General features: G+C 71.1%; 17 protein-coding genes. 7 read left to right on the top strand and 10 right to left on the bottom strand.

Going from position 1 to position 16,619, the window contains the following annotated elements; translation table 11 throughout:
• Position 1 precedes the first annotated feature (1 nt).
• On the bottom strand, positions 2-1,240 hold the full coding sequence (locus FNV62_RS10870; protein WP_054228954.1) for a MurT ligase domain-containing protein: 1,239 nt from the start codon (positions 1,238-1,240) through the stop codon (positions 2-4).
• 154 nt (positions 1,241-1,394) lie between these two features.
• Between FNV62_RS10870 and def the strand changes: the two genes are divergently transcribed.
• Complete coding sequence (def, locus tag FNV62_RS10865) at positions 1,395-1,934, top strand: peptide deformylase (RefSeq protein ID WP_164331655.1); 540 nt, start codon at positions 1,395-1,397, stop codon at positions 1,932-1,934.
• Between the two features lie 53 nt (positions 1,935-1,987).
• On the opposite strand, the gene FNV62_RS10860 is transcribed toward def, so the two are convergent.
• The gene (locus FNV62_RS10860) at positions 1,988-2,632 is read right to left on the bottom strand and encodes a TetR family transcriptional regulator (protein ID WP_054228952.1); all 645 of its coding nucleotides are present in this window, start codon (positions 2,630-2,632) and stop codon (positions 1,988-1,990) included.
• 169 nt (positions 2,633-2,801) lie between these two features.
• Between FNV62_RS10860 and FNV62_RS10855 the strand changes: the two genes are divergently transcribed.
• Entirely contained in the window at positions 2,802-4,031 is a 1,230-nt protein-coding gene (locus tag FNV62_RS10855; protein ID WP_097283728.1) for an acyl-CoA dehydrogenase family protein, read from the top strand.
• A gap of 33 nt (positions 4,032-4,064) precedes the next feature.
• Here FNV62_RS10855 and FNV62_RS10850 read toward each other — a convergent pair whose 3' ends face one another.
• The 3 genes from FNV62_RS10850 to FNV62_RS10840 are packed head-to-tail and all read right to left on the bottom strand — an operon-like array spanning position 4,065 to position 6,876.
• Entirely contained in the window at positions 4,065-4,586 is a 522-nt protein-coding gene (locus tag FNV62_RS10850) for a cupin domain-containing protein (protein WP_097283727.1), read from the bottom strand.
• 5 nt (positions 4,587-4,591) lie between these two features.
• Positions 4,592-5,806, bottom strand: a complete 1,215-nt coding sequence (locus FNV62_RS10845) for a cytochrome P450 (protein ID WP_143651996.1) — start codon at positions 5,804-5,806, stop codon at positions 4,592-4,594.
• 5 nt (positions 5,807-5,811) lie between these two features.
• Positions 5,812-6,876, bottom strand: coding sequence for a type III polyketide synthase (locus FNV62_RS10840; RefSeq protein WP_054228949.1), 1,065 nt, complete (start codon positions 6,874-6,876; stop codon positions 5,812-5,814).
• Positions 6,877-7,089: 213 nt separating this feature from the next.
• Between FNV62_RS10840 and FNV62_RS10835 the strand changes: the two genes are divergently transcribed.
• A complete protein-coding gene (locus FNV62_RS10835; protein ID WP_097283726.1) occupies positions 7,090-7,764 on the top strand; it encodes a transcriptional regulator in 675 nt (224 codons plus the stop codon).
• A gap of 42 nt (positions 7,765-7,806) precedes the next feature.
• Here FNV62_RS10835 and FNV62_RS10830 read toward each other — a convergent pair whose 3' ends face one another.
• The 5 genes from FNV62_RS10830 to FNV62_RS10810 all read right to left on the bottom strand — a co-directional run bounded on the left by FNV62_RS10830 (position 7,807) and on the right by FNV62_RS10810 (position 12,546).
• A complete protein-coding gene (locus tag FNV62_RS10830) occupies positions 7,807-8,046 on the bottom strand; it encodes a DUF6213 family protein (RefSeq protein WP_054228947.1) in 240 nt (79 codons plus the stop codon).
• Positions 8,047-8,070: 24 nt separating this feature from the next.
• Complete coding sequence (locus FNV62_RS10825) at positions 8,071-9,465, bottom strand: NADP-dependent succinic semialdehyde dehydrogenase (protein WP_143600902.1); 1,395 nt, start codon at positions 9,463-9,465, stop codon at positions 8,071-8,073.
• 86 nt (positions 9,466-9,551) lie between these two features.
• The gene (locus FNV62_RS10820; protein ID WP_143612776.1) at positions 9,552-10,016 is read right to left on the bottom strand and encodes an NUDIX domain-containing protein; all 465 of its coding nucleotides are present in this window, start codon (positions 10,014-10,016) and stop codon (positions 9,552-9,554) included.
• Positions 10,013-11,551 (bottom strand): ATP-dependent DNA ligase, encoded by a 1,539-nt coding sequence (locus FNV62_RS10815; RefSeq protein WP_143612775.1) that lies wholly within the window; start codon positions 11,549-11,551, stop codon positions 10,013-10,015. The genes FNV62_RS10820 and FNV62_RS10815 overlap by 4 nt, the downstream gene beginning before the upstream one ends.
• A gap of 44 nt (positions 11,552-11,595) precedes the next feature.
• A complete protein-coding gene (locus FNV62_RS10810; protein WP_143651995.1) occupies positions 11,596-12,546 on the bottom strand; it encodes an NAD(P)/FAD-dependent oxidoreductase in 951 nt (316 codons plus the stop codon).
• A gap of 87 nt (positions 12,547-12,633) precedes the next feature.
• Between FNV62_RS10810 and FNV62_RS10805 the strand changes: the two genes are divergently transcribed.
• From FNV62_RS10805 to FNV62_RS10790, 4 genes are all read left to right on the top strand, one after another.
• Positions 12,634-13,230: a helix-turn-helix domain-containing protein gene (locus FNV62_RS10805; protein WP_371649029.1), complete on the top strand. Its 597-nt coding sequence runs from the start codon at positions 12,634-12,636 to the stop codon at positions 13,228-13,230.
• 94 nt (positions 13,231-13,324) lie between these two features.
• Positions 13,325-14,302, top strand: a complete 978-nt coding sequence (locus tag FNV62_RS10800) for an NADPH:quinone oxidoreductase family protein (protein WP_054228942.1) — start codon at positions 13,325-13,327, stop codon at positions 14,300-14,302.
• A complete protein-coding gene (locus FNV62_RS10795; protein WP_143612774.1) occupies positions 14,299-15,480 on the top strand; it encodes an acyl-CoA dehydrogenase family protein in 1,182 nt (393 codons plus the stop codon). Before FNV62_RS10800 ends, FNV62_RS10795 begins: the two co-directional genes overlap by 4 nt.
• Positions 15,477-16,589 carry an acyl-CoA dehydrogenase family protein gene (locus FNV62_RS10790; RefSeq protein ID WP_225900229.1) on the top strand — a complete coding sequence of 371 codons (1,113 nt, stop codon included), beginning with the start codon at positions 15,477-15,479 and terminating at the stop codon, positions 16,587-16,589. The genes FNV62_RS10795 and FNV62_RS10790 overlap by 4 nt, the downstream gene beginning before the upstream one ends.
• Positions 16,590-16,619: the final 30 nt, after the last annotated feature.

Raw genomic sequence — 16,619 nt, 5'->3', positions numbered from 1 at the left:
CTCAGTTGCCGACACGACGCCTCAAATCCTGGAATGCGGTGTAGTTCGCGATGACCTCGATGCGACCGGGCGGGGCGAGCTGCACCGCCTGGTCGAGGTTCTCGCAGACCTGGAAGGACTGGTTGGCGACCTCGAGACGCACGGCGAGGTCGAGCTTGCGGTCGCCGAGCACGAAGATGGGGTGCCCGGTCAGCCGGGTGTAGTCGACGTCCCACAGCCAGGAGGTGTCGGTACCGTCGGCGCCCCGCGCGTTCACGGACAGGATGACCGGGGTCGGCGGAGGGTCGATCAGGGAGAACGTCTCGAGCCAGCCCGCGGGGTTCTTGGCGAGCAGCAGACGCAGGTCGCGCTGCATGAACTGCACCACGTCGTAGCGTCCGGCGACCGCCTGCACCTGGTACATGCGCTCCAGGGCGACCTGCGGGGGCACCCCGAAGACCGCGGCGACGGCGGCCGACGAGGCGGCGTTCGCCTTGTTGGCCCGGCCGGGCAGCTGGAGGTGGATCGGCCACGCGGAGCCGTGCGGGTCGAGGACGTGGTCCCCGGACAGCGCCCAGGTCGGCGTCGGACGGCGGAAGCCGCAGTCGCCGCAGAACCAGTCGTCTCCGGGGCGCTGCATCACACCGCCGCAGGACGGGCAGGACCAGGCGTCGTCCTTCCACATCTGACCGGCCGCCACCCACATGACGTTCGGCGAGGAGGAAGCGGCCCACACGACGAGCGGGTCGTCGGCGTTGGCGACCACGACGGCCTTGGAACCGGCCAGGCCCTCGCGCCAGTGCTCGGCCATCATCCGGGTCTCGGCGGCCCGGTCGAGCTGGTCGCGGGAGAGGTTGAGCAGGGCGATGCACTTCGGGTCGGTGTCGCGGGCGACACCCGCGAGGTACTTCTCGTCGACCTCGATGACCGCGAACTTCGCGTCCGAGCCCCCGGCGAGAGCCGAGGTGATACCGGCCGGCATGTTGGCGCCCAGCGCGTTGGACACGACCGGGCCCGCGGCGCGCAGCGCCTCCGCGATCAGCCGGGTGGTCGTGGTCTTGCCGTTGGTCGCCGACACCAGGATCACGTCCAGGTGTGTGGCGAGCCTGGCCAGCAGATCGGGGTCGAGCTTGAGTGCCACCCGGCCGCCGATCACCGATCCGCTGCCGCGTCCGGCGGCCCGCGAGACGGCCGCCGCCGCCTTGCCCGCCGTCACGGCCAGCTTGGCCCGCGGCGTCAGCGGGTCCGAGTTGCCTGACATCGTTTCTCGATCCTCCTTGCGTACGCGCCGCGCCTCTGCCCCCGGCACCGTGTGGGCCTCAGCCTATCGAGATCCACTCACGTGCCCGAATCGCGGCACCTCCACGGTGCCCGCGCGACATTCGCGCGCTCATGAGGACCGTACCCTTGCCGCCATGCGACACGGCTCCATCCCCGGCACCCGAGGGCGCGTCCGGCCGGTGACTCTGCTCGGCGACCCCGTTCTGCACACACCGTGTGAAGACGTCACGGACTTCGGTCCCGAACTCGCGCAACTCGTCGAGGACATGTTCGCGACGATGTACGCCGCCCGGGGCGTCGGCCTCGCCGCGAACCAGGTCGGCGTCGCGTCGCGGGTCTTCGTGTACGACTGCCCGGACGACGAGGATGTCCGCCATCTGGGACACGTGGTGAACCCCCGTCTCGTCGAGGCGGACGGAGTGGTGCTGCGCGGGCCGGAGGGCTGTCTCTCGCTGCCCGGCCTGGAAGCGGGGACGGAGCGGTACGACCACGCCGTTGTCGAGGGTTTCACGGTGGACGGGGAGCCGGTGTCGGTGCGGGGCACGGGGTGGTTCGCCCGGTGTCTGCAGCACGAGTACGACCATCTGCAGGGCGGTCTGTACGTGGACCGGTTGAGCGGTTGGCGCCGGCGCCGGGTGATGAGGCAGGCGGCGCGGGCGTCTTGGGGGCGCTGAGCTTCGCGGGCCGACTGCGGGTGCCACGAACAACCCGCAGCCGGCACCCGACCTCAGAACCCAGGACCCCCGACACGATCGCCGGCCGCGGCCAGCCGGCCCCACAGCAGATCGGCCAGACTCCGTACCAACTCGGCCCGGGAGCAGGGCTGCTCACCGAGCCACCAGTCCCCGGCGGCATGCATCATGCCGACGATCCCGTGCCCCCACACCCGCGCCAACTGCTGACTGCCCGGTCCGAGATCCACCCGTTCCTCGATGACCTCGGCCAACTCCTCGCCCATGCGTCGCAGCAGCGGCGCGGAGTGCTTGCCCAGGTCGAAGCCCTGGTCGGCGGACGAGGCGCCCTCCGTGGGGTGCATCAGGAAGCGGTAGACCTGAGGGTGCGCCTCGATGGCCGCGAGATACGTGTCGAGCGTGGCCTCCACCCGCTCCCGGCGCTCCGCGGGCGCGTCCAGCGCGGCCCGCAGCGCTCCGAGGAGGGCGTCGGTGTGCCGCTTGGCCAGGGCCGCGTACAGTCCACCCTTGTCGCCGAAGTGGCGGTACAGGATCGGCTTGGTGATGCCCGCCTCGGCGGCGATGGCGTTCATCGAGGCCCCGGGGCCGTCGCGGAGCACCACTCTGTCGGCGGCCTCCAGCAGCTCGCGCCGGCGGCGGTCGGCGGACCTCTGCTGATCGGTCCGCTGTGTGGTGTCCATGATCTCTCCCCACCCGTGGTGATTCGGTGACGCCTGCGCAAAGTAACACTCATCGGCCCATGCGTATCGAACGGGCTGCCGAGCGGTACGTGGGAGTTGACTTCTACTACTGATCAGTAACAGACTCCAGTTACCGCAAGTAACACTTTAGTGCAGTGCTGGAGGGGTCATGGCCGAGTTCACCATGGAGCTCAACGACGAACAGAGGGAGGTCCGCGACTGGCTCCACGGGTTCGCCGCCGATGTGATCCGCCCCGCGGCCGCCGAGTGGGACGAGCGCGAGGAGACTCCCTGGCCGGTCATCCAGGAAGCCGCGAAGGTCGGCATCTACTCCCTGGACTTCTACGCCCAGCAGTACTTCGACCCGACCGGTCTCGGCATACCCATGGCCATGGAGGAGCTGTTCTGGGGCGACGCGGGCATCGCCCTGTCGATCGTCGGCACCGGCCTCGCCGCCGTGGGCGTCCTCGCCAACGGCACCGAGGAGCAGATCGGCACCTGGATCCCGCAGATGTACGGCGACGCCAACGATGTCAAGGTCGCGGCCTTCTGCTCCTCCGAGCCCGACGCCGGCTCCGACGTCGCCTCCATGCGCACGCGTGCCGTCTATGACGAGGCCAAGGACGAGTGGGTGCTCAACGGCACCAAGACCTGGGCGACCAACGGTGGCATCGCCAATGTCCATGTCGTCGTCGCGGTCGTCGACCCGGACCTCGGCTCCAAGGGACACGCCTCCTTCATCGTGCCGCCGAGCACGCCGGGCCTCTCCCAGGGCCAGAAGTTCAAGAAGCACGGCATTCGTGCCTCGCACACCGCGGAGGTCGTCCTCGACAACGTTCGCATCCCCGGGTCCTGCCTGCTCGGCGGCAAGGCGAAGCTGGACGAGCGCCTGGCCCGCGCCCGGGAGCGCGCCAAGGCGGGTGGCGGCGAGCGGGTGAAGAACGCCGCGATGGCCACGTTCGAGGCGTCGCGTCCGGCGGTCGGGGCCATGGCGGTGGGCACGGCCCGCGCCGCGTACGAGGTCGCCCTCGACTATGCGATGACGCGTGAGCAGTTCGGGCGTCCGATCATCGACAATCAGGGTGTCGCGTTCCAGCTCGCCGACATGCGTACGTCGATCGATGCCGCGCGTCTGCTGGTGTGGCGGGCTTCGTGGATGGCGGTCAACGGGAAGCCGTTCACCGCGGCCGAGGGGTCGATGTCCAAGTTGTTCGCCAGTGAGACGGCGAAGAAGGTCACCGGTCAGGCGATCCAGATCCTGGGTGGAAATGGCTACACCCGCGAGTATCCGGTGGAGCGGATGCACCGGGATGCGGCCATTTACACCATTTTTGAGGGTACGAGCGAGATTCAGCGGCTGGTGATCGCTCGGACGCTTTCCGGGATGCCGATTCGGTAGTCACCCCGCGCCCCTAGGGACCGGGCGCCGCCCTCACCGGAGCTTCAGAGGGGTGAGCTGCTCGATGTCGTACCTCGCCCGCAGTTCCTCGATGGCCGCGTGGTCCGGCGGGCCCCCGTCCCTCAGGATCTCGAGCAGCTCCTCGAAGTAGCGCTCGTGGTCCGGGGGCGGGGAGGCCTGGAAGAACATCTTCGCCTGGTCCTCGGTGGGGTTGGAGAAGGCGTGGGGACAGCCCGGGGGCACGACGATGACCGTGCCCGGGGTTGCCCGCACCACCCGGTTGCCCGAACTCGACTCCCACTTCTGCCAGTTGTCGGGGGTCCGGATCCGAGGCTCGAAGGCGAGCACGTCCAGCTCCCCTTCGAGCACGTAGAACAGCTCCTCGCTGCGCGTGTGCACATGGGCGCCCACGTCGAACCCGGGCGGTACCAGCACCTCGAAGGTGGAGGCGGTGCGCGAGTGCGAGCCGGTCACCTTGAACGTCACGTGCTGGGCGGGGGTCTGCACGATCCGGCCGTGACCCGGTGGTACCAGGAGTCCTTCGGTCATGGTCATCGCGCTCACCACGTCACGGGCAGAGCCTCGGGGCCACGGATCAACGCGCCTTTCCTGAACGGGACCTGACTCGGGGGGACGGCGAGCCGCAGTCCCGGCAGCCGGTCCACAAGCGCCTCGACCAGGAGTTCCGACTCCAGCCTGGCCAGCATCCCGCCCGGGCAGTAGTGCGGGCCGAAGCCGAACGCCACGTGCGGATTGGGGCTGCGCCCGAAGTCGATGTGCTCCGGGTCCGGGAAGACCTCCGGGTCGCGGTTGGCGGCCAGGTACGAGACGTAGATCGGATCGCCGGCCCGGATCAGTACGCCCCTGATCTCGACGTCCTCCCTCGCGATCCGCGACAGGCCGACCATGTTGCGGTGCGGGATGTAGCGCAGCAGCTCGTCGATGGCCTGGGAGCGGATCCGAGGGTCGGAGCGCAGCCGGTCGGCCAGCGCCGGGCGGGTCAGGAGCAGGTAGAACATCTGCCCGCTGTTGTTCGTGACCGCCTCGCCGCCGATCTGGAGGAGGACGGCGAGTCCGACGGCCTCCTCCAGACCGATCTCGTCCCGGCCCACGGCGGCGCCCAGCAGCGAGGTGACGTCCTCGTCCCTGCTGTCGTTCCGGGCGCCGATGAGCTTCCTGAAGTAGGCGCCCATCTCGTCCTTGGCCTTCTCGCTGACCTCGGCGCCGTGCGCGGAGGACAGGATCAGCTGCGTCCAGGTGTGCATGCCCCGCCGGTCGTCGGCCGGGACGCCCATCAGCTCGCAGATGACCGCGATGGGGAAGGGGGTGAGGATCGCCTCGGTGAGATCGGCGGGCGGTCCGATCCGCAGCAGCTCGTCGACCATCACGTCGAGCGTGCGTCGGGCCTTGTCGCGGACCCGTTCCACCCCGCGTGCCGTGAAGGCCGCTGCCACCGAGCGGCGCAGCCGGGCGTGGTCGGGCGGGTCCAGGAAGCCCACCGCGCCGCGGACCGGGATGAAGTGCGGGGCGAGCCGGGTGACCGAATGGTCCATGACCGCCTCGCGGCTGAACCGTGGGTCGTTGGCGACCATGCGCACATCGTCGTGTCGGGTCACCAGCCAGGCCCAGCCCTCGCCGTTGGGCAGCTGGATCCGGGTGACCGGTCCCTCGCGCATCAGCTCGGTCAGGACCGGGTCGAAGTCCACGCCCTTCAGGTCGAGGGCGGGCCAGTGCCGGACAGGCGGCAGTGGCCCGGGCATCGTCTTCTCGGTCATCTCGTTCACACCGTCTCGTTGCTGCCGTCGCGCCAGCGGCCCAGGGCCATCTCCGCGGTGATGCCGGGGCCGAAGCCCGCGAGCAGTCCGCGCGCGGCGTGCTCGGCGCCGCCCTCGTCGAACAGCCGGCGCAGCGCGTCCAGGACGACGGCGCTGGCGATGTTCCCGTACTCGGTGAGGGTGGCCCGGCTGAACCGGAAGGCCTCCGGCGGGACCTCGAGGAACTTGCTGAGGTCGTCGAGGATCCGGGGGCCGCCCGCGTGGATGATGTAGAAGTCCAGGTCGGAGGCGTCCCAGTCGTGCTGTCGCGCGAGGGCGTGGAGGGCGGGGGCGAGCGGTTCCATCGTCCCGGGAACCCGCTTGTCCAGCAGGAAGTGGAAGCCCGTGGCGCGGACGTCGTACATGATCCAGTCCTCGGTCTTGGGGACCAGGTAGGAGCCGTTGCGCTCCAGGTGGACGCCGGTGCCGCCGTTGCCGCGGACGACGGCGGCGGCGATGCCGTCGCCGAACAGGCCGTTGCAGAGCAGCGAGCCGACGCTGAGATCGGTCGGCTGGTAGCAGAGCGAGCAGAACTCGCAGGCCACGATGAGCGCGTTGGCGTCGGGATACGCCGTGGTGAAGTCGTGGGCCCGGTTGATCGCGGCGCCGCCTGCCGCGCAGCCCAGCTGGGCTATGGGTATTTGCCGGGTGTCGCTGCTGAAGTCCATCGTGTTGATCAGCCAGGCCGTGAGCGAGGGCATCATGAACCCGGTGCACGAGACGTAGATGATCATGTCGATGTCGGTGGTGAGCAGCTCGGCGTCGTCCAGCGCCCGCTGTATGACGGCGGGGACGCGGGCCTTGGCCTCACTCTCGTAGACCTTGTTGCGTTCTTCGAAGCCCGGGTGTTTCAGCGTCTCCGCGATGGGCTGCACGATGTGCCGGGTTTGGACACCAGTGTTCTCGATCAGTCGGAGTGCCAACGGCAGTTGCGGGTGGTCCTCGTGACGGGAGCGAGCCAGCTCCAGCGTCTCCTCCATCGTGATCACGTATTCCGGCACGGAGACCGAAGGTCTGCACAAAGTCGCCATGACGCGCGCCTTCTTTCGCCTTCCGGGGAACTCTCGTCCCCCGGCGGAAGAGTGGTTCACCCACGGGGGCGGTTCACCCACCGGGGTGGTCCACCCACGATCACCCGGAAGCGTGGGGATCTCGCGTCGGGTTACTCCATTCCGGGGATTTTTGGGAGGACGCGGGAGTGCGAGGGAAGAGGCCCCGGGACGGCCGAACCGAAGGAGTACGCCATGGTGCGCACGGCCAGGGAACTGCTGGAGGACACCACCGGGAAGCTCGCCCCGGACCCCCACGCCAACCGGCTGTTGCCCCTCATCGCCCGGGGCGCGGCCCAGCGTTCCACGCTCGCCGCCCTCGCCCTGGAACAGCGCCATGTGATCGCCGCGGACCGCCGTGCGTTCCTGCATCTGGCCGAGCGTCCGGACGTCGAGCCGCGGAGCGCCGCCTTCTTCGCCATGCTCGCGGAGGGTGAGGCTCTGGCCCAGGACAGACTGGATGTGTTCGCCGCCGCCTGCGGGGTGGACGAGGCGCGGGTGGCGGCCTACGAGCCGCTCGCGGACTGCCAGGCCTATCCCGCGTACGTCGCCTGGCTGGCCCTGAACGGCTCACCGGCCGACGTGGTGCTCGCCCTGAGCGGCAACTTCACGACGTGGGGCGGCTATTGCGCGGCGATCGCCGAAGCCCTGCGCCGTCACTACGGCTTCGGCGGCGAGGTGTGCGGCTTCTTCGACTTCTTCGCGGCACCCGCCCCGGAGCTGGAGCGGAAGGCGCTCACGGCTGTACAGGCGGGGCTGGACGCGGGGCGGATCGGGGAGACCGAGGTCCTCAGGTACGGGCGGCTGCTGCAGAGCTACGAGGCGAAGTTCTGGCACGCCCTGTGGGAACTCGACCAGCGGCCGACCTGAGGGCGCGTCGGCCCGGCGCGCGGACCGGGCGAACGCGCGCCGTCAGTCGGACGTCGTCCCGCTGCTGTGCGCGATGCAGGCCACGTCGATGCGGTCGGCGAGCTTGGCGAGTTCGATGGTCAGTGTCGCCACCGTGTCCTCGTCGAGTCCGTCCTGGCCGGCCTCCACCAGGTGCAGCCATCGGCCGCCCACCGTGCGCAGCAGTTTGCTGACGTCGGCGGCCGCCACCTGCAACGTGCCGCGGTCGTCGACGATCAGAGGCAGGGTCACTTCGCGGTTCACAGGGGGATCGTAGCTGCGGAACGCTTACGCTCCGTGCCATACGGTGGTGATGTTGCAGAACTCGCGGATTCCGTGTCCCGACAGTTCACGTCCGTAGCCCGAGCGCTTGACCCCGCCGAACGGGAAAGCCGGGTGGGAGGCGGTCATCCCGTTGAAGAACACGCCGCCCGCCTCCAGGTCGCGCACGAACCGGTCCACCTCGGCCTCGTCGTTCGTCCATACGTTCGAACTCAGCCCGAACGGCGTGTCGTTCGCGAGCGCCACCGCCTCGTCCAGATCGGCGGCGCGGTAGAGCGTGGCGACCGGCCCGAAGGTCTCCTCCTGGTGGACGCGCATCTCGGGGGTGATGTCGGTGAGGATGGTCGGCGCGTAGTACCAGCCGTGCTCCGTGAAGCCTTCGGGACGCTCGCCGCCGCAGAGCACGGTGGCGCCGTTCTCCACCGCGTCGTCGACGAGTTCCTCCAGGTCACCGCGGCCCTGCTCGGTGGAGAGCGGGCCGATGTCGGTGGCTTCGTCCAGCGGATCGCCGACCTTCAGCGCCTTCATGCCCGCCGTGAAGCGCTCGGCGAAGGCGTCGAACACGTCCGTGTGCACGATGAACCGCTTGGCGGCGATGCACGACTGCCCGTTGTTCTGCACCCGGGCCGTCACCGCGGTCCTCGCCGCCCGGTCCACGTCGGCGGACGACATGACGACGAACGGATCGCTGCCGCCCAGCTCCAGCACCGTCTTCTTGACCTCGTCCCCGGCGACGGAGGCCACCGCGCGCCCCGCCGGTTCACTCCCGGTCAGCGTCGCCGCCTTGACCCGGGGATCGCGCAGGATGCCCTCCACGGCGCCCGAGCCGATCAGCAGCGTCTGGAAACAGCCCTCGGGGAAGCCCGCCCGGCGGAACAGGTCCTCCAGATAGAGGGCGGTCTGCGGCACGTTCGAGGCGTGCTTGAGCAGGCCGACGTTGCCCGCCATCAGGGCGGGCGCGGCGAATCGGACCACCTGCCAGAGCGGGAAGTTCCACGGCATGACGGCCAGCACCGGGCCCAGCGGCCGGTAGCGCACCAGGACGCGGGAGGCGCCGGAGTCCTTGACGTCGGAGTCGGCGGGCTCCTCGTCGGCGAGCAGCTCCTCGGCGTGGTCGGCGTACCAGCGCATCGACTTCGCGCACTTGGCGGCCTCCGCGCGGGCCTGCTTGACGGGCTTGCCCATCTCCGTGGTCATCACCCGGCCGATGTCGTCCCGCTCCTCGTCAAGGAGGTCGGCCGCCCTGTGCAGCAGCCGTGCGCGCTCGGCGAAGGACGTGGTGCGATAGTCGCGGAACGTGGTCTCGGCCGTGGCGAGCCTGCGCTCGATCTCCTCGGCGCCGAGCGCGTCGTACGTTTTGAGCGTCTCGCCGTTCGCCGGGTTCACCGTCGCGATGGGCATGGCCGACCTCCTGAAGCGGGCTGTTCCTCGAGCCTGTTTTCCGACCCTCCCGTGCGGCGCGGTGCGGCGCAACGCGGAGGGCGTTCTCAGTCCGAGTGCTCCGCCAGCCGCTCGAGAAACGCCGCCTGCGCCGGCACGATCAGCGCCCCGGCCCGGTCCAGGCCGAACCATTCCACCCGGTCCAGCTCGGGAAACTCCTGGCGCCGCCCCGACTTCGGCGGCCACTCCATCTCGAAGGTGCCCGGGACCACGGTCGCCGGGTCGAGGTCCGCCTCGATCGCCCAGGCCGTGACGACCTTGCCGTTCTTCTGCGTGACCTCGCCGAGCGGGACGGCCTCGCCGTCGGGCGGCGGCAGCCCCAGTTCCTCCTGGAACTCCCGGCGCGCCGCGTCCCAGGCGGTCTCGTCGGGCTCGTACTCGCCCTTGGGCACGGTCCACGCCCCGGCGTCCCGCCGCGCGAAGAAGGGGCCGCCCATATGGCCGAGCAGCACCTCCGGGCCGTCGTCGGTGCGCCGGTACAGCAGCAGTCCCGCACTGCGCTTCCCCGTCACGGGGCCACCTCCGGGTATGCGGCGAGCAGGGCCTCGACCGTGTCGGCCTCCGCGGGCGTCTTGTCCTCGCGGTAGCGCACCACGCGGGCGAAGCGCAGGGTGACCCCGGCCGGGTAGCGGGTGGACCTCTGCAGACCGTCGTAGGCGATCTCCACGACGAGTTCGGGCCGTACGGTGACCACGTGGCCGCTGTCCTCGACGGCCAGCTCCTGGAGGCGCTCGGTCTGCCAGGTCAGCATCGCGTCCGTCATGCCCTTGAAGGTCTTGCCGAGCATCGCGAAGGAACCGTCCGCGGCGCGGGCCCCGAGGTGCAGGTTGGAGAGCTTGCCGGTGCGCCGTCCGTGGCCCCACTCGGCCGCCAGGACCACCAGGTCGAGGGTGTGCACGGGCTTGACCTTCAGCCACGACGCCCCGCGCCGGCCCGCGCTGTAGGGGGCGTCCAGGGCCTTCACCACCACGCCTTCGTGACCGCGCTCCAGCGTCTCGGCGAGGAATCGTCGTGCCGGGGGGATGTCCTCGGGCCCGTGGGCGAGGGCGCGCCGCACCCGCATCGGCTCGGGCACCAGCCGCGCCAGCTCCGCGTGCCGTTCGGCGAACGGCAGGTCCAGCAGATCCCGCCCGTCGACCGACAGCGCGTCGAAGAAGACGGGGGAGACCGGCACGCTCTTCGCGGCCGTGGCCACGTCCACCCGCGAGCCCACCCGCCCGGCCGTCTCCTGGAAGGAGCGTGGCCGCCCGTCCTCGTCCAGCGCGATCACCTCGCCGTCGAGGATGAACCGGGTGCCCTTCAACTCCATCGCGGCGGAGGTGAGTTCGGGCAGCCGGTCGGTGATGTCGTCGAGGGTGCGGGTGTAGATCCGTACGTCGTCGCCGTCGCGGTGCAGCTGTACGCGGATGCCGTCGAGCTTCTCCTCGACGGCACACGCGCCCAGTTTCTCCACGGCCTCGGACACGGACGTGGCGCTGTGCGCGAGCATGGGCAGCACCGGGCGGCCCACCGTGAGCCGGAAGCCGTCCAGGGCCCCCGGGCCGTGCGCCAGCAGCGCCCGCGCCACCGTCTGCAGCGATCCGGCGAGCATCACCGCCCGCCGTACGTCCGCGGCGGGCGCGCCGGTCGCCTCGGCGAGCCCCTCGACCGCGACCGCGTCCAGCGCGCCCTGCCGCACCTCACCGGTGAGCAGCCCGAAGAGGAACCGCTGCTCGTCCTCGGTGGCCGCCGCCCGCAGCTCGTCCATCAGCCGCCTGCGCTCCGCCTGCGAGCCGGCGCCCGTGACCGCGCCGACCTCCGTGAGCCGGGCGTCCACGTCCCGCACCGTGAGCGAGGGCTCGGGCGCGGGTGGCACAGGCCCGCTCAGCAGCTTCCAGCCGATACCGAGCCGCCCCTGGGGGAGACGGCCCGCCAGATACGGGATCACGATCGGCACGTCGTCCGCGTCGGCGTCCCGGAACAGCTCGGCGAGCAGGGCGGTCTTCCGGGACCGCGCCGAGGTGGCGGCGACCTCCCGGGACACATGGGCGAGCCGGGCGAGCAGCATGGAGCCATGGTGCTACGGAGGGGCGCCGTCCACACCCGGGCGGTTCAGCTCCGCGGCCAGGACCTGTCCTGGACGGCGTCGAGGTCGGCGAAGAGCAGCTCGCCGTTGAGCGTGGCCGCCGCCCGGTAGCCCGCGCCCGCGGCGTTCACGACCTGCTCGGCGAAGCCCACCGCGTTGCCCGCCGCCCAGACGCCGGGCACGGTCGTCAGGCCCGTCTCGTCGACCACCGGGTACGTGCCGAACGGGGTCTCGCGCAGCTCGGCGCCCAGCCGCTCGAACAGGTCGTTGCGGGGGACCGCGCGCGGCGCCACGAAGAGCGTCGAGCGGTCATGGACGGCGCCGTCCGTGAGCCGGACCCCCGTGAGCCGGTCGCCCTCGACGACGAGCCCCGCGACCTCACCGGGCACCACGACGACCCCGGCGGCGGCGAGCCGTCGCGTGTCGTCGGCCGTCAGCTCCGCCTCGGTGACCGTGTGCAGGAACAGCGTGACGTCCTTCGACCACTGGGAGACCATCAGCGCCTGGTGGACGCTCATCGGCGTGGTGGCCAGCACCCCGAAGGACCTGTCGCGGACCTCCCAGCCGTGGCAGTACGGGCAGTGCAGCACGTCCCGCCCGAAGCGCTCGGCGACCCCCGCGACCGTCGGGAGCTCGTCCGCCAGCCCGGTGGCGAGGACCAGGCGCCGGGCGTGCACGGTCCGTCCGGCCGCGAGCGTCACGCGGAACTCGCCGTTGTCCTGCCGGGACACATCCACCGCCCGGTCCCGGACCAGCTCGACGCCGTACCGCGCGATCTCCTCGCGCCCCGCGGCGAGGAACTCTGCGGGCGGCATGCCGTCCCGGGTCAGATAGCCCTGCAGATGCGCGGCGGGCGCGTTGCGCGGCTCGCCCGCGTCGACGACGAGCGTGCGGCGCCTGGCCCGGCCGAGGACCAGTGCGGCGGACAGGCCGGCCGCGCCGCCTCCGACGACGACGGCCTCGTACCTCTCGGTCATGTCGGTCATGGTGACCACCTCCACCGCAGACGGTCGCCCGACCGGTGCCGCATTGACAAACGTCTTTGCCGAATCTGCAATATGGGCATGAGCAAGGATATGGATGACGACGCACGGACGGACGAGGTGCTGGCCGAGGTCGGGCCGAGGCTACGGCGCATCCGCAAGGAGCGGGGCGCGACACTCGCCGGCCTGTCCGAGGCGACCGGTATCTCCGTGAGCACGCTGTCGCGGCTGGAGTCGGGGCTGCGCAAGCCCAGTCTGGAGCTCCTGCTGCCGATCGCCCGGGCCCACGAGGTGCCGCTGGACGAACTGGTCGGCGCGCCCCCGGTGCGCGACCCGCGGGTACGCGCCCAGCCGATCGTGCGCGGCGGTCGCACCCACTGGCCGCTCACCCGGCAGCCCGGCGGACTCCAGGCGTACAAGGTGCTCGAACCGCAGCGCAAGCTCGAGCCGGAACCCCGGACCCACGAGGGCTATGAGTGGTTGTACGTGATGTCGGGGCGGCTGAGGCTCGTGCTGGCCGATCATGATGTGGTGCTCGGTCCGGGGGAGGCCGCCGAGTTCGACACGCGGGTGCCGCACTGGTTCGGGTCGACGGGGGAGGGGCCCGTGGAGTTCCTGAGCCTCTTCGGGCCACAGGGGGAGCGGATGCATGTGAGGGCGCGTCCGGCCCGCTCGTGAGGGCGTGACGCACATGACTGTTCCCTGATCGGCAAGCGACCGCTTAGTATGCGGTCGAGCCCGGTCAGACAGAGCAGTCCCGTGGAGGCCCCGCATGCAGGCATGGCAAGTACACCAACTCGGCGAACCGAGCCAGGTGATGCAGCTCCAGGACGTGGAGCGACCGGTGCCCGGTGAGGGACAGGTCCTGCTCAAGGTACGCGCGGCGAACATCAACTTCCCGGACGTGCTGATGTGCCGCGGGCACTACCAGGTCAGGCCGCCACTGCCGTTCACGCCCGGTGTGGAGATCTGCGGCGAGACCGAGGACGGACGCCGCGTGCTGGCCAACCCCGCGCTGCCGCACGGCGGTTTCGCCGAGTACGCCGTCGCGGACGCCGCCGCCCTGCTGCCCGCGCCCGACACCCTCGACGACGCCGAGGCGGCCGCCCTGCACATCGGCTACCAGACGGGGTGGTTCGGTCTGCACCGCCGGGCCCGTCTCGAAGCCGGTGAGACGCTGCTCGTCCACGCCGCTGCCGGAGGGGTCGGCAGCGCGGCCGTGCAGCTGGGGAAGGCGGCCGGCGCCACGGTCATCGGCGTGGTCGGCGGGGCCGACAAGGTGGCCGTGGCGCGCGAGCTGGGCTGCGACGTCGTCATCGACCGGCGTACCCAGGACGTCATCGCCGCCGTGAAGGAAGCCACCGGCGGCCGGGGCGCCGACGTGATCTACGACCCCGTCGGCGGTGAGGCGTACACCCAGTCCACCAAGGTCGTCGCCTTCGAGGGCCGGATCGTCGTCGTGGGCTTCGCCAGCGGCTCGATCCCCAGCCCGGCGCTCAACCACGCCCTGGTGAAGAACTACGCGATCCTCGGCCTGCACTGGGGTCTGTACGGCACCAAGAGCCCCAAGCTGATCCAGCACTGCCACGAGCAGCTCACCGAGCTGGCCGCGCGCGGTGCCATCAAGCCGCTGGTCAGCGAGCGCGTGCCGCTGGGCGGCGGCGCGGCCGCCGTGCAGCGGGTCGGCGACGGTGTCACCACCGGCCGGGTCGTCGTGGTGCCCTCTCTCGAGAACGGAGCAGCCGCATGACCGACGCAGCCGAACTGCGCACCCGTACGAAGGAGTTGCTGGCGGCGCACCCGCCCGCGACCACGGACCGCCTCGACTTCCTCAAGGCCCGCTTCGACGCCGGACTCGCCTGGGTGCACTACCCCGAGGGCCTCGGCGGGCTCGGCGCCCCACGCACCCTCCAGGCCGTCGTGGACGCCGAACTGGAGGCCGCCGGCGCCCCCGACAACGACCCGCGGCGCATCGGCATCGGCCTCGGCATGGCCGCGCCGACCATCCTCGGCTTCGGCACGGAGGAGCAGAAGCGGGACTTCCTCAGGCCGTTGTGGGTCGGCGAGGAGGTCTGGTGCCAGCTCTTCAGCGAGCCCGGCGCCGGGTCCGACCTGGCCGCGCTCGGTACGCGCGCCGTCCGGGAGGGCGACAACTGGGTGGTCAACGGGCAGAAGGTGTGGACCTCCAGCGCCCACCTCGCCCGCTGGGCCATCCTCATCGCCCGCACCGACCCGGACGTGCCCAAGCACCGCGGCATCACGTACTTCATCTGCGACATGAGCGACCCGGGCGTCGAGGTGCGGCCGCTGCGCCAGATCACCGGCGAGGCCGAGTTCAACGAGGTCTTCCTCACCGACGTCCGCATTCCCGACGCGCACCGGTTGGGTGAGGTAGGCGACGGCTGGCGGGTCGCGCAGACCACGCTCATGAACGAGCGCGTCTCCATCGGCGGTATGCGCATCCCGCGCGAGGGCGGCATGATCGGCCCGGTCTCCAGGACCTGGCGCGAGCGTCCCGAACTGCGCACCCACGATCTGCACCAGCGGCTGCTGAGGCTGTGGGTGGAGGCCGAGGTCGCCCGGCTCTCCGGCGAACGGCTGCGCCAGCAGCTCGTCGCGGGCCAGCCCGGCCACGAGGGCTCCGGCATGAAGCTCGGATTCGCCCGCCTCAACCAGGAGATCAGCGGCCTCGAGGTCGAACTCCTCGGCGAGGAGGGCCTGCTGTACGACGACTGGACGATGCGCCGACCGGAACTGGTCGACTTCACCGGCCGCGAGGCCGCCTACCGCTATCTGCGCTCCAAGGGCAACAGCATCGAGGGCGGGACCAGCGAGGTCCTGCTGAACATCGTCGCCGAACGCGTGCTGGGCCTGCCGTCCGAGCCGCGCACCGACAAGGACGTCGCGTGGAAGGACCTGACCCGATGATGACGACGACAACGCAAGCCACCCAGCCCGATCTGCTGTACTCGGAGGAGGAAGAGGCGCTGCGTGCCGCCGTCCGCGACCTCCTCTCCGACCACTGCGACGCGGCGGGCGTCATCACCCGCACCGAGACCGACACCCCGCACGACCCCGAGCTGTGGAAGGCGCTCTCGGACGGGATGGGCCTGGCGGGCCTGCTCGTGCCCGAGGCGCTGGGCGGCCAGGGCGCCACCCACCGCGAAGTCGCCGTGGTGCTGGAGGAGCTGGGGCGTGCGGTCGCGCCGGTGCCGTATCTGACCAGCGCCGTCGTCGCCACCGAGGCGCTGCTGGCCTGCGAGGGCGAGGAAGCCGCCGGGCTGCTGACGGCGCTGGCGTCGGGCCGGACGATCGGCGCGCTCGCCGTCGCGCTGTCCGTGGCACCCGGCGGCGCCCACCGGGCCGTACGGAACGAGGACGGCTTCCTGTACGGGGAGCTGACGGGGATCGCGGACGCGGCGGTGGCCGACGTGCTGCTGGTTCCGGCGGACGACGGCGGGCTGTACGCCGTGGACGGGGACGCCGTGACGGTCACCCCGCAGGTGTCCCTCGACCTCACCCGACCGCTCGCCACGGTCGCCTTCGACGGGGTGCGGGCACGTCGCCTCGGCGCCGCCGAACCGGCCGTACGACGAGCCCTGCGCAGCGGCGCGGGACTGCTCGCCTCCGAGCAACTCGGCCTCGCCGACTGGTGCTTGACCGAGACGGTCCGCTACCTCAAGGAACGCAAGCAGTTCAACCGGCCTGTCGGCGGATTCCAGGCGCTCAAGCACCGGCTCGCGCAGCTGTGGCTGGAGGTCGTCAACACGCGTGCCGCCGCCCGCGCCGCCGCCGACGCGCTCGCGACCGGCAGCGCGGACACCGACGTGTCGGTCGCCGTCGCCCAGGCGTACGCGGCGTCCGTCGCCGTCCACACCGCCGAGGAGGCCCTCCAACTGCACGGGGGCATCGGGATGACCTGGGAGCACCCGGTTCACCTCTATCTGAAGCGGGCCAAGGCGGACTCGATCGCGTACGGCACGGCGGGAGCCCACCGCGCGACGCTGGCCGAACTGGTGGACCTGCAAGCCCCCTGACGTACATCTGCCGGAGGCCCGCCCCACCAG

Origin of the sequence: Streptomyces sp. RLB3-17 (assembly GCF_007113425.2) — a bacterium.
Taxonomy (GTDB): domain Bacteria; phylum Actinomycetota; class Actinomycetes; order Streptomycetales; family Streptomycetaceae; genus Streptomyces; species Streptomyces mirabilis_D.
This window is presented reverse-complemented; position numbering and strand designations above follow the sequence as displayed.

Bases quoted from the DNA above. Each gene is read 5' to 3' on its own strand.
- FNV62_RS10870 (WP_054228954.1), bottom strand. From the start codon at position 1,240: ATGTCAGGCAACTCGGACCCGCTGACGCCGCGGGCCAAGCTGGCCGTG.
- def (WP_164331655.1), top strand. From the start codon at position 1,395: ATGCGACACGGCTCCATCCCCGGCACCCGAGGGCGCGTCCGGCCGGTG.
- FNV62_RS10860 (WP_054228952.1), bottom strand. From the start codon at position 2,632: ATGGACACCACACAGCGGACCGATCAGCAGAGGTCCGCCGACCGCCGC.
- FNV62_RS10855 (WP_097283728.1), top strand. From the start codon at position 2,802: ATGGCCGAGTTCACCATGGAGCTCAACGACGAACAGAGGGAGGTCCGC.
- FNV62_RS10850 (WP_097283727.1), bottom strand. From the start codon at position 4,586: ATGACCATGACCGAAGGACTCCTGGTACCACCGGGTCACGGCCGGATC.
- FNV62_RS10845 (WP_143651996.1), bottom strand. From the start codon at position 5,806: ATGACCGAGAAGACGATGCCCGGGCCACTGCCGCCTGTCCGGCACTGG.
- FNV62_RS10840 (WP_054228949.1), bottom strand. From the start codon at position 6,876: ATGGCGACTTTGTGCAGACCTTCGGTCTCCGTGCCGGAATACGTGATC.
- FNV62_RS10835 (WP_097283726.1), top strand. From the start codon at position 7,090: ATGGTGCGCACGGCCAGGGAACTGCTGGAGGACACCACCGGGAAGCTC.
- FNV62_RS10825 (WP_143600902.1), bottom strand. From the start codon at position 9,465: ATGCCCATCGCGACGGTGAACCCGGCGAACGGCGAGACGCTCAAAACG.
- FNV62_RS10815 (WP_143612775.1), bottom strand. From the start codon at position 11,551: ATGCTGCTCGCCCGGCTCGCCCATGTGTCCCGGGAGGTCGCCGCCACC.
- FNV62_RS10810 (WP_143651995.1), bottom strand. From the start codon at position 12,546: ATGACCGAGAGGTACGAGGCCGTCGTCGTCGGAGGCGGCGCGGCCGGC.
- FNV62_RS10805 (WP_371649029.1), top strand. From the start codon at position 12,634: ATGAGCAAGGATATGGATGACGACGCACGGACGGACGAGGTGCTGGCC.
- FNV62_RS10800 (WP_054228942.1), top strand. From the start codon at position 13,325: ATGCAGGCATGGCAAGTACACCAACTCGGCGAACCGAGCCAGGTGATG.
- FNV62_RS10795 (WP_143612774.1), top strand. From the start codon at position 14,299: ATGACCGACGCAGCCGAACTGCGCACCCGTACGAAGGAGTTGCTGGCG.
- FNV62_RS10790 (WP_225900229.1), top strand. From the start codon at position 15,477: ATGATGACGACGACAACGCAAGCCACCCAGCCCGATCTGCTGTACTCG.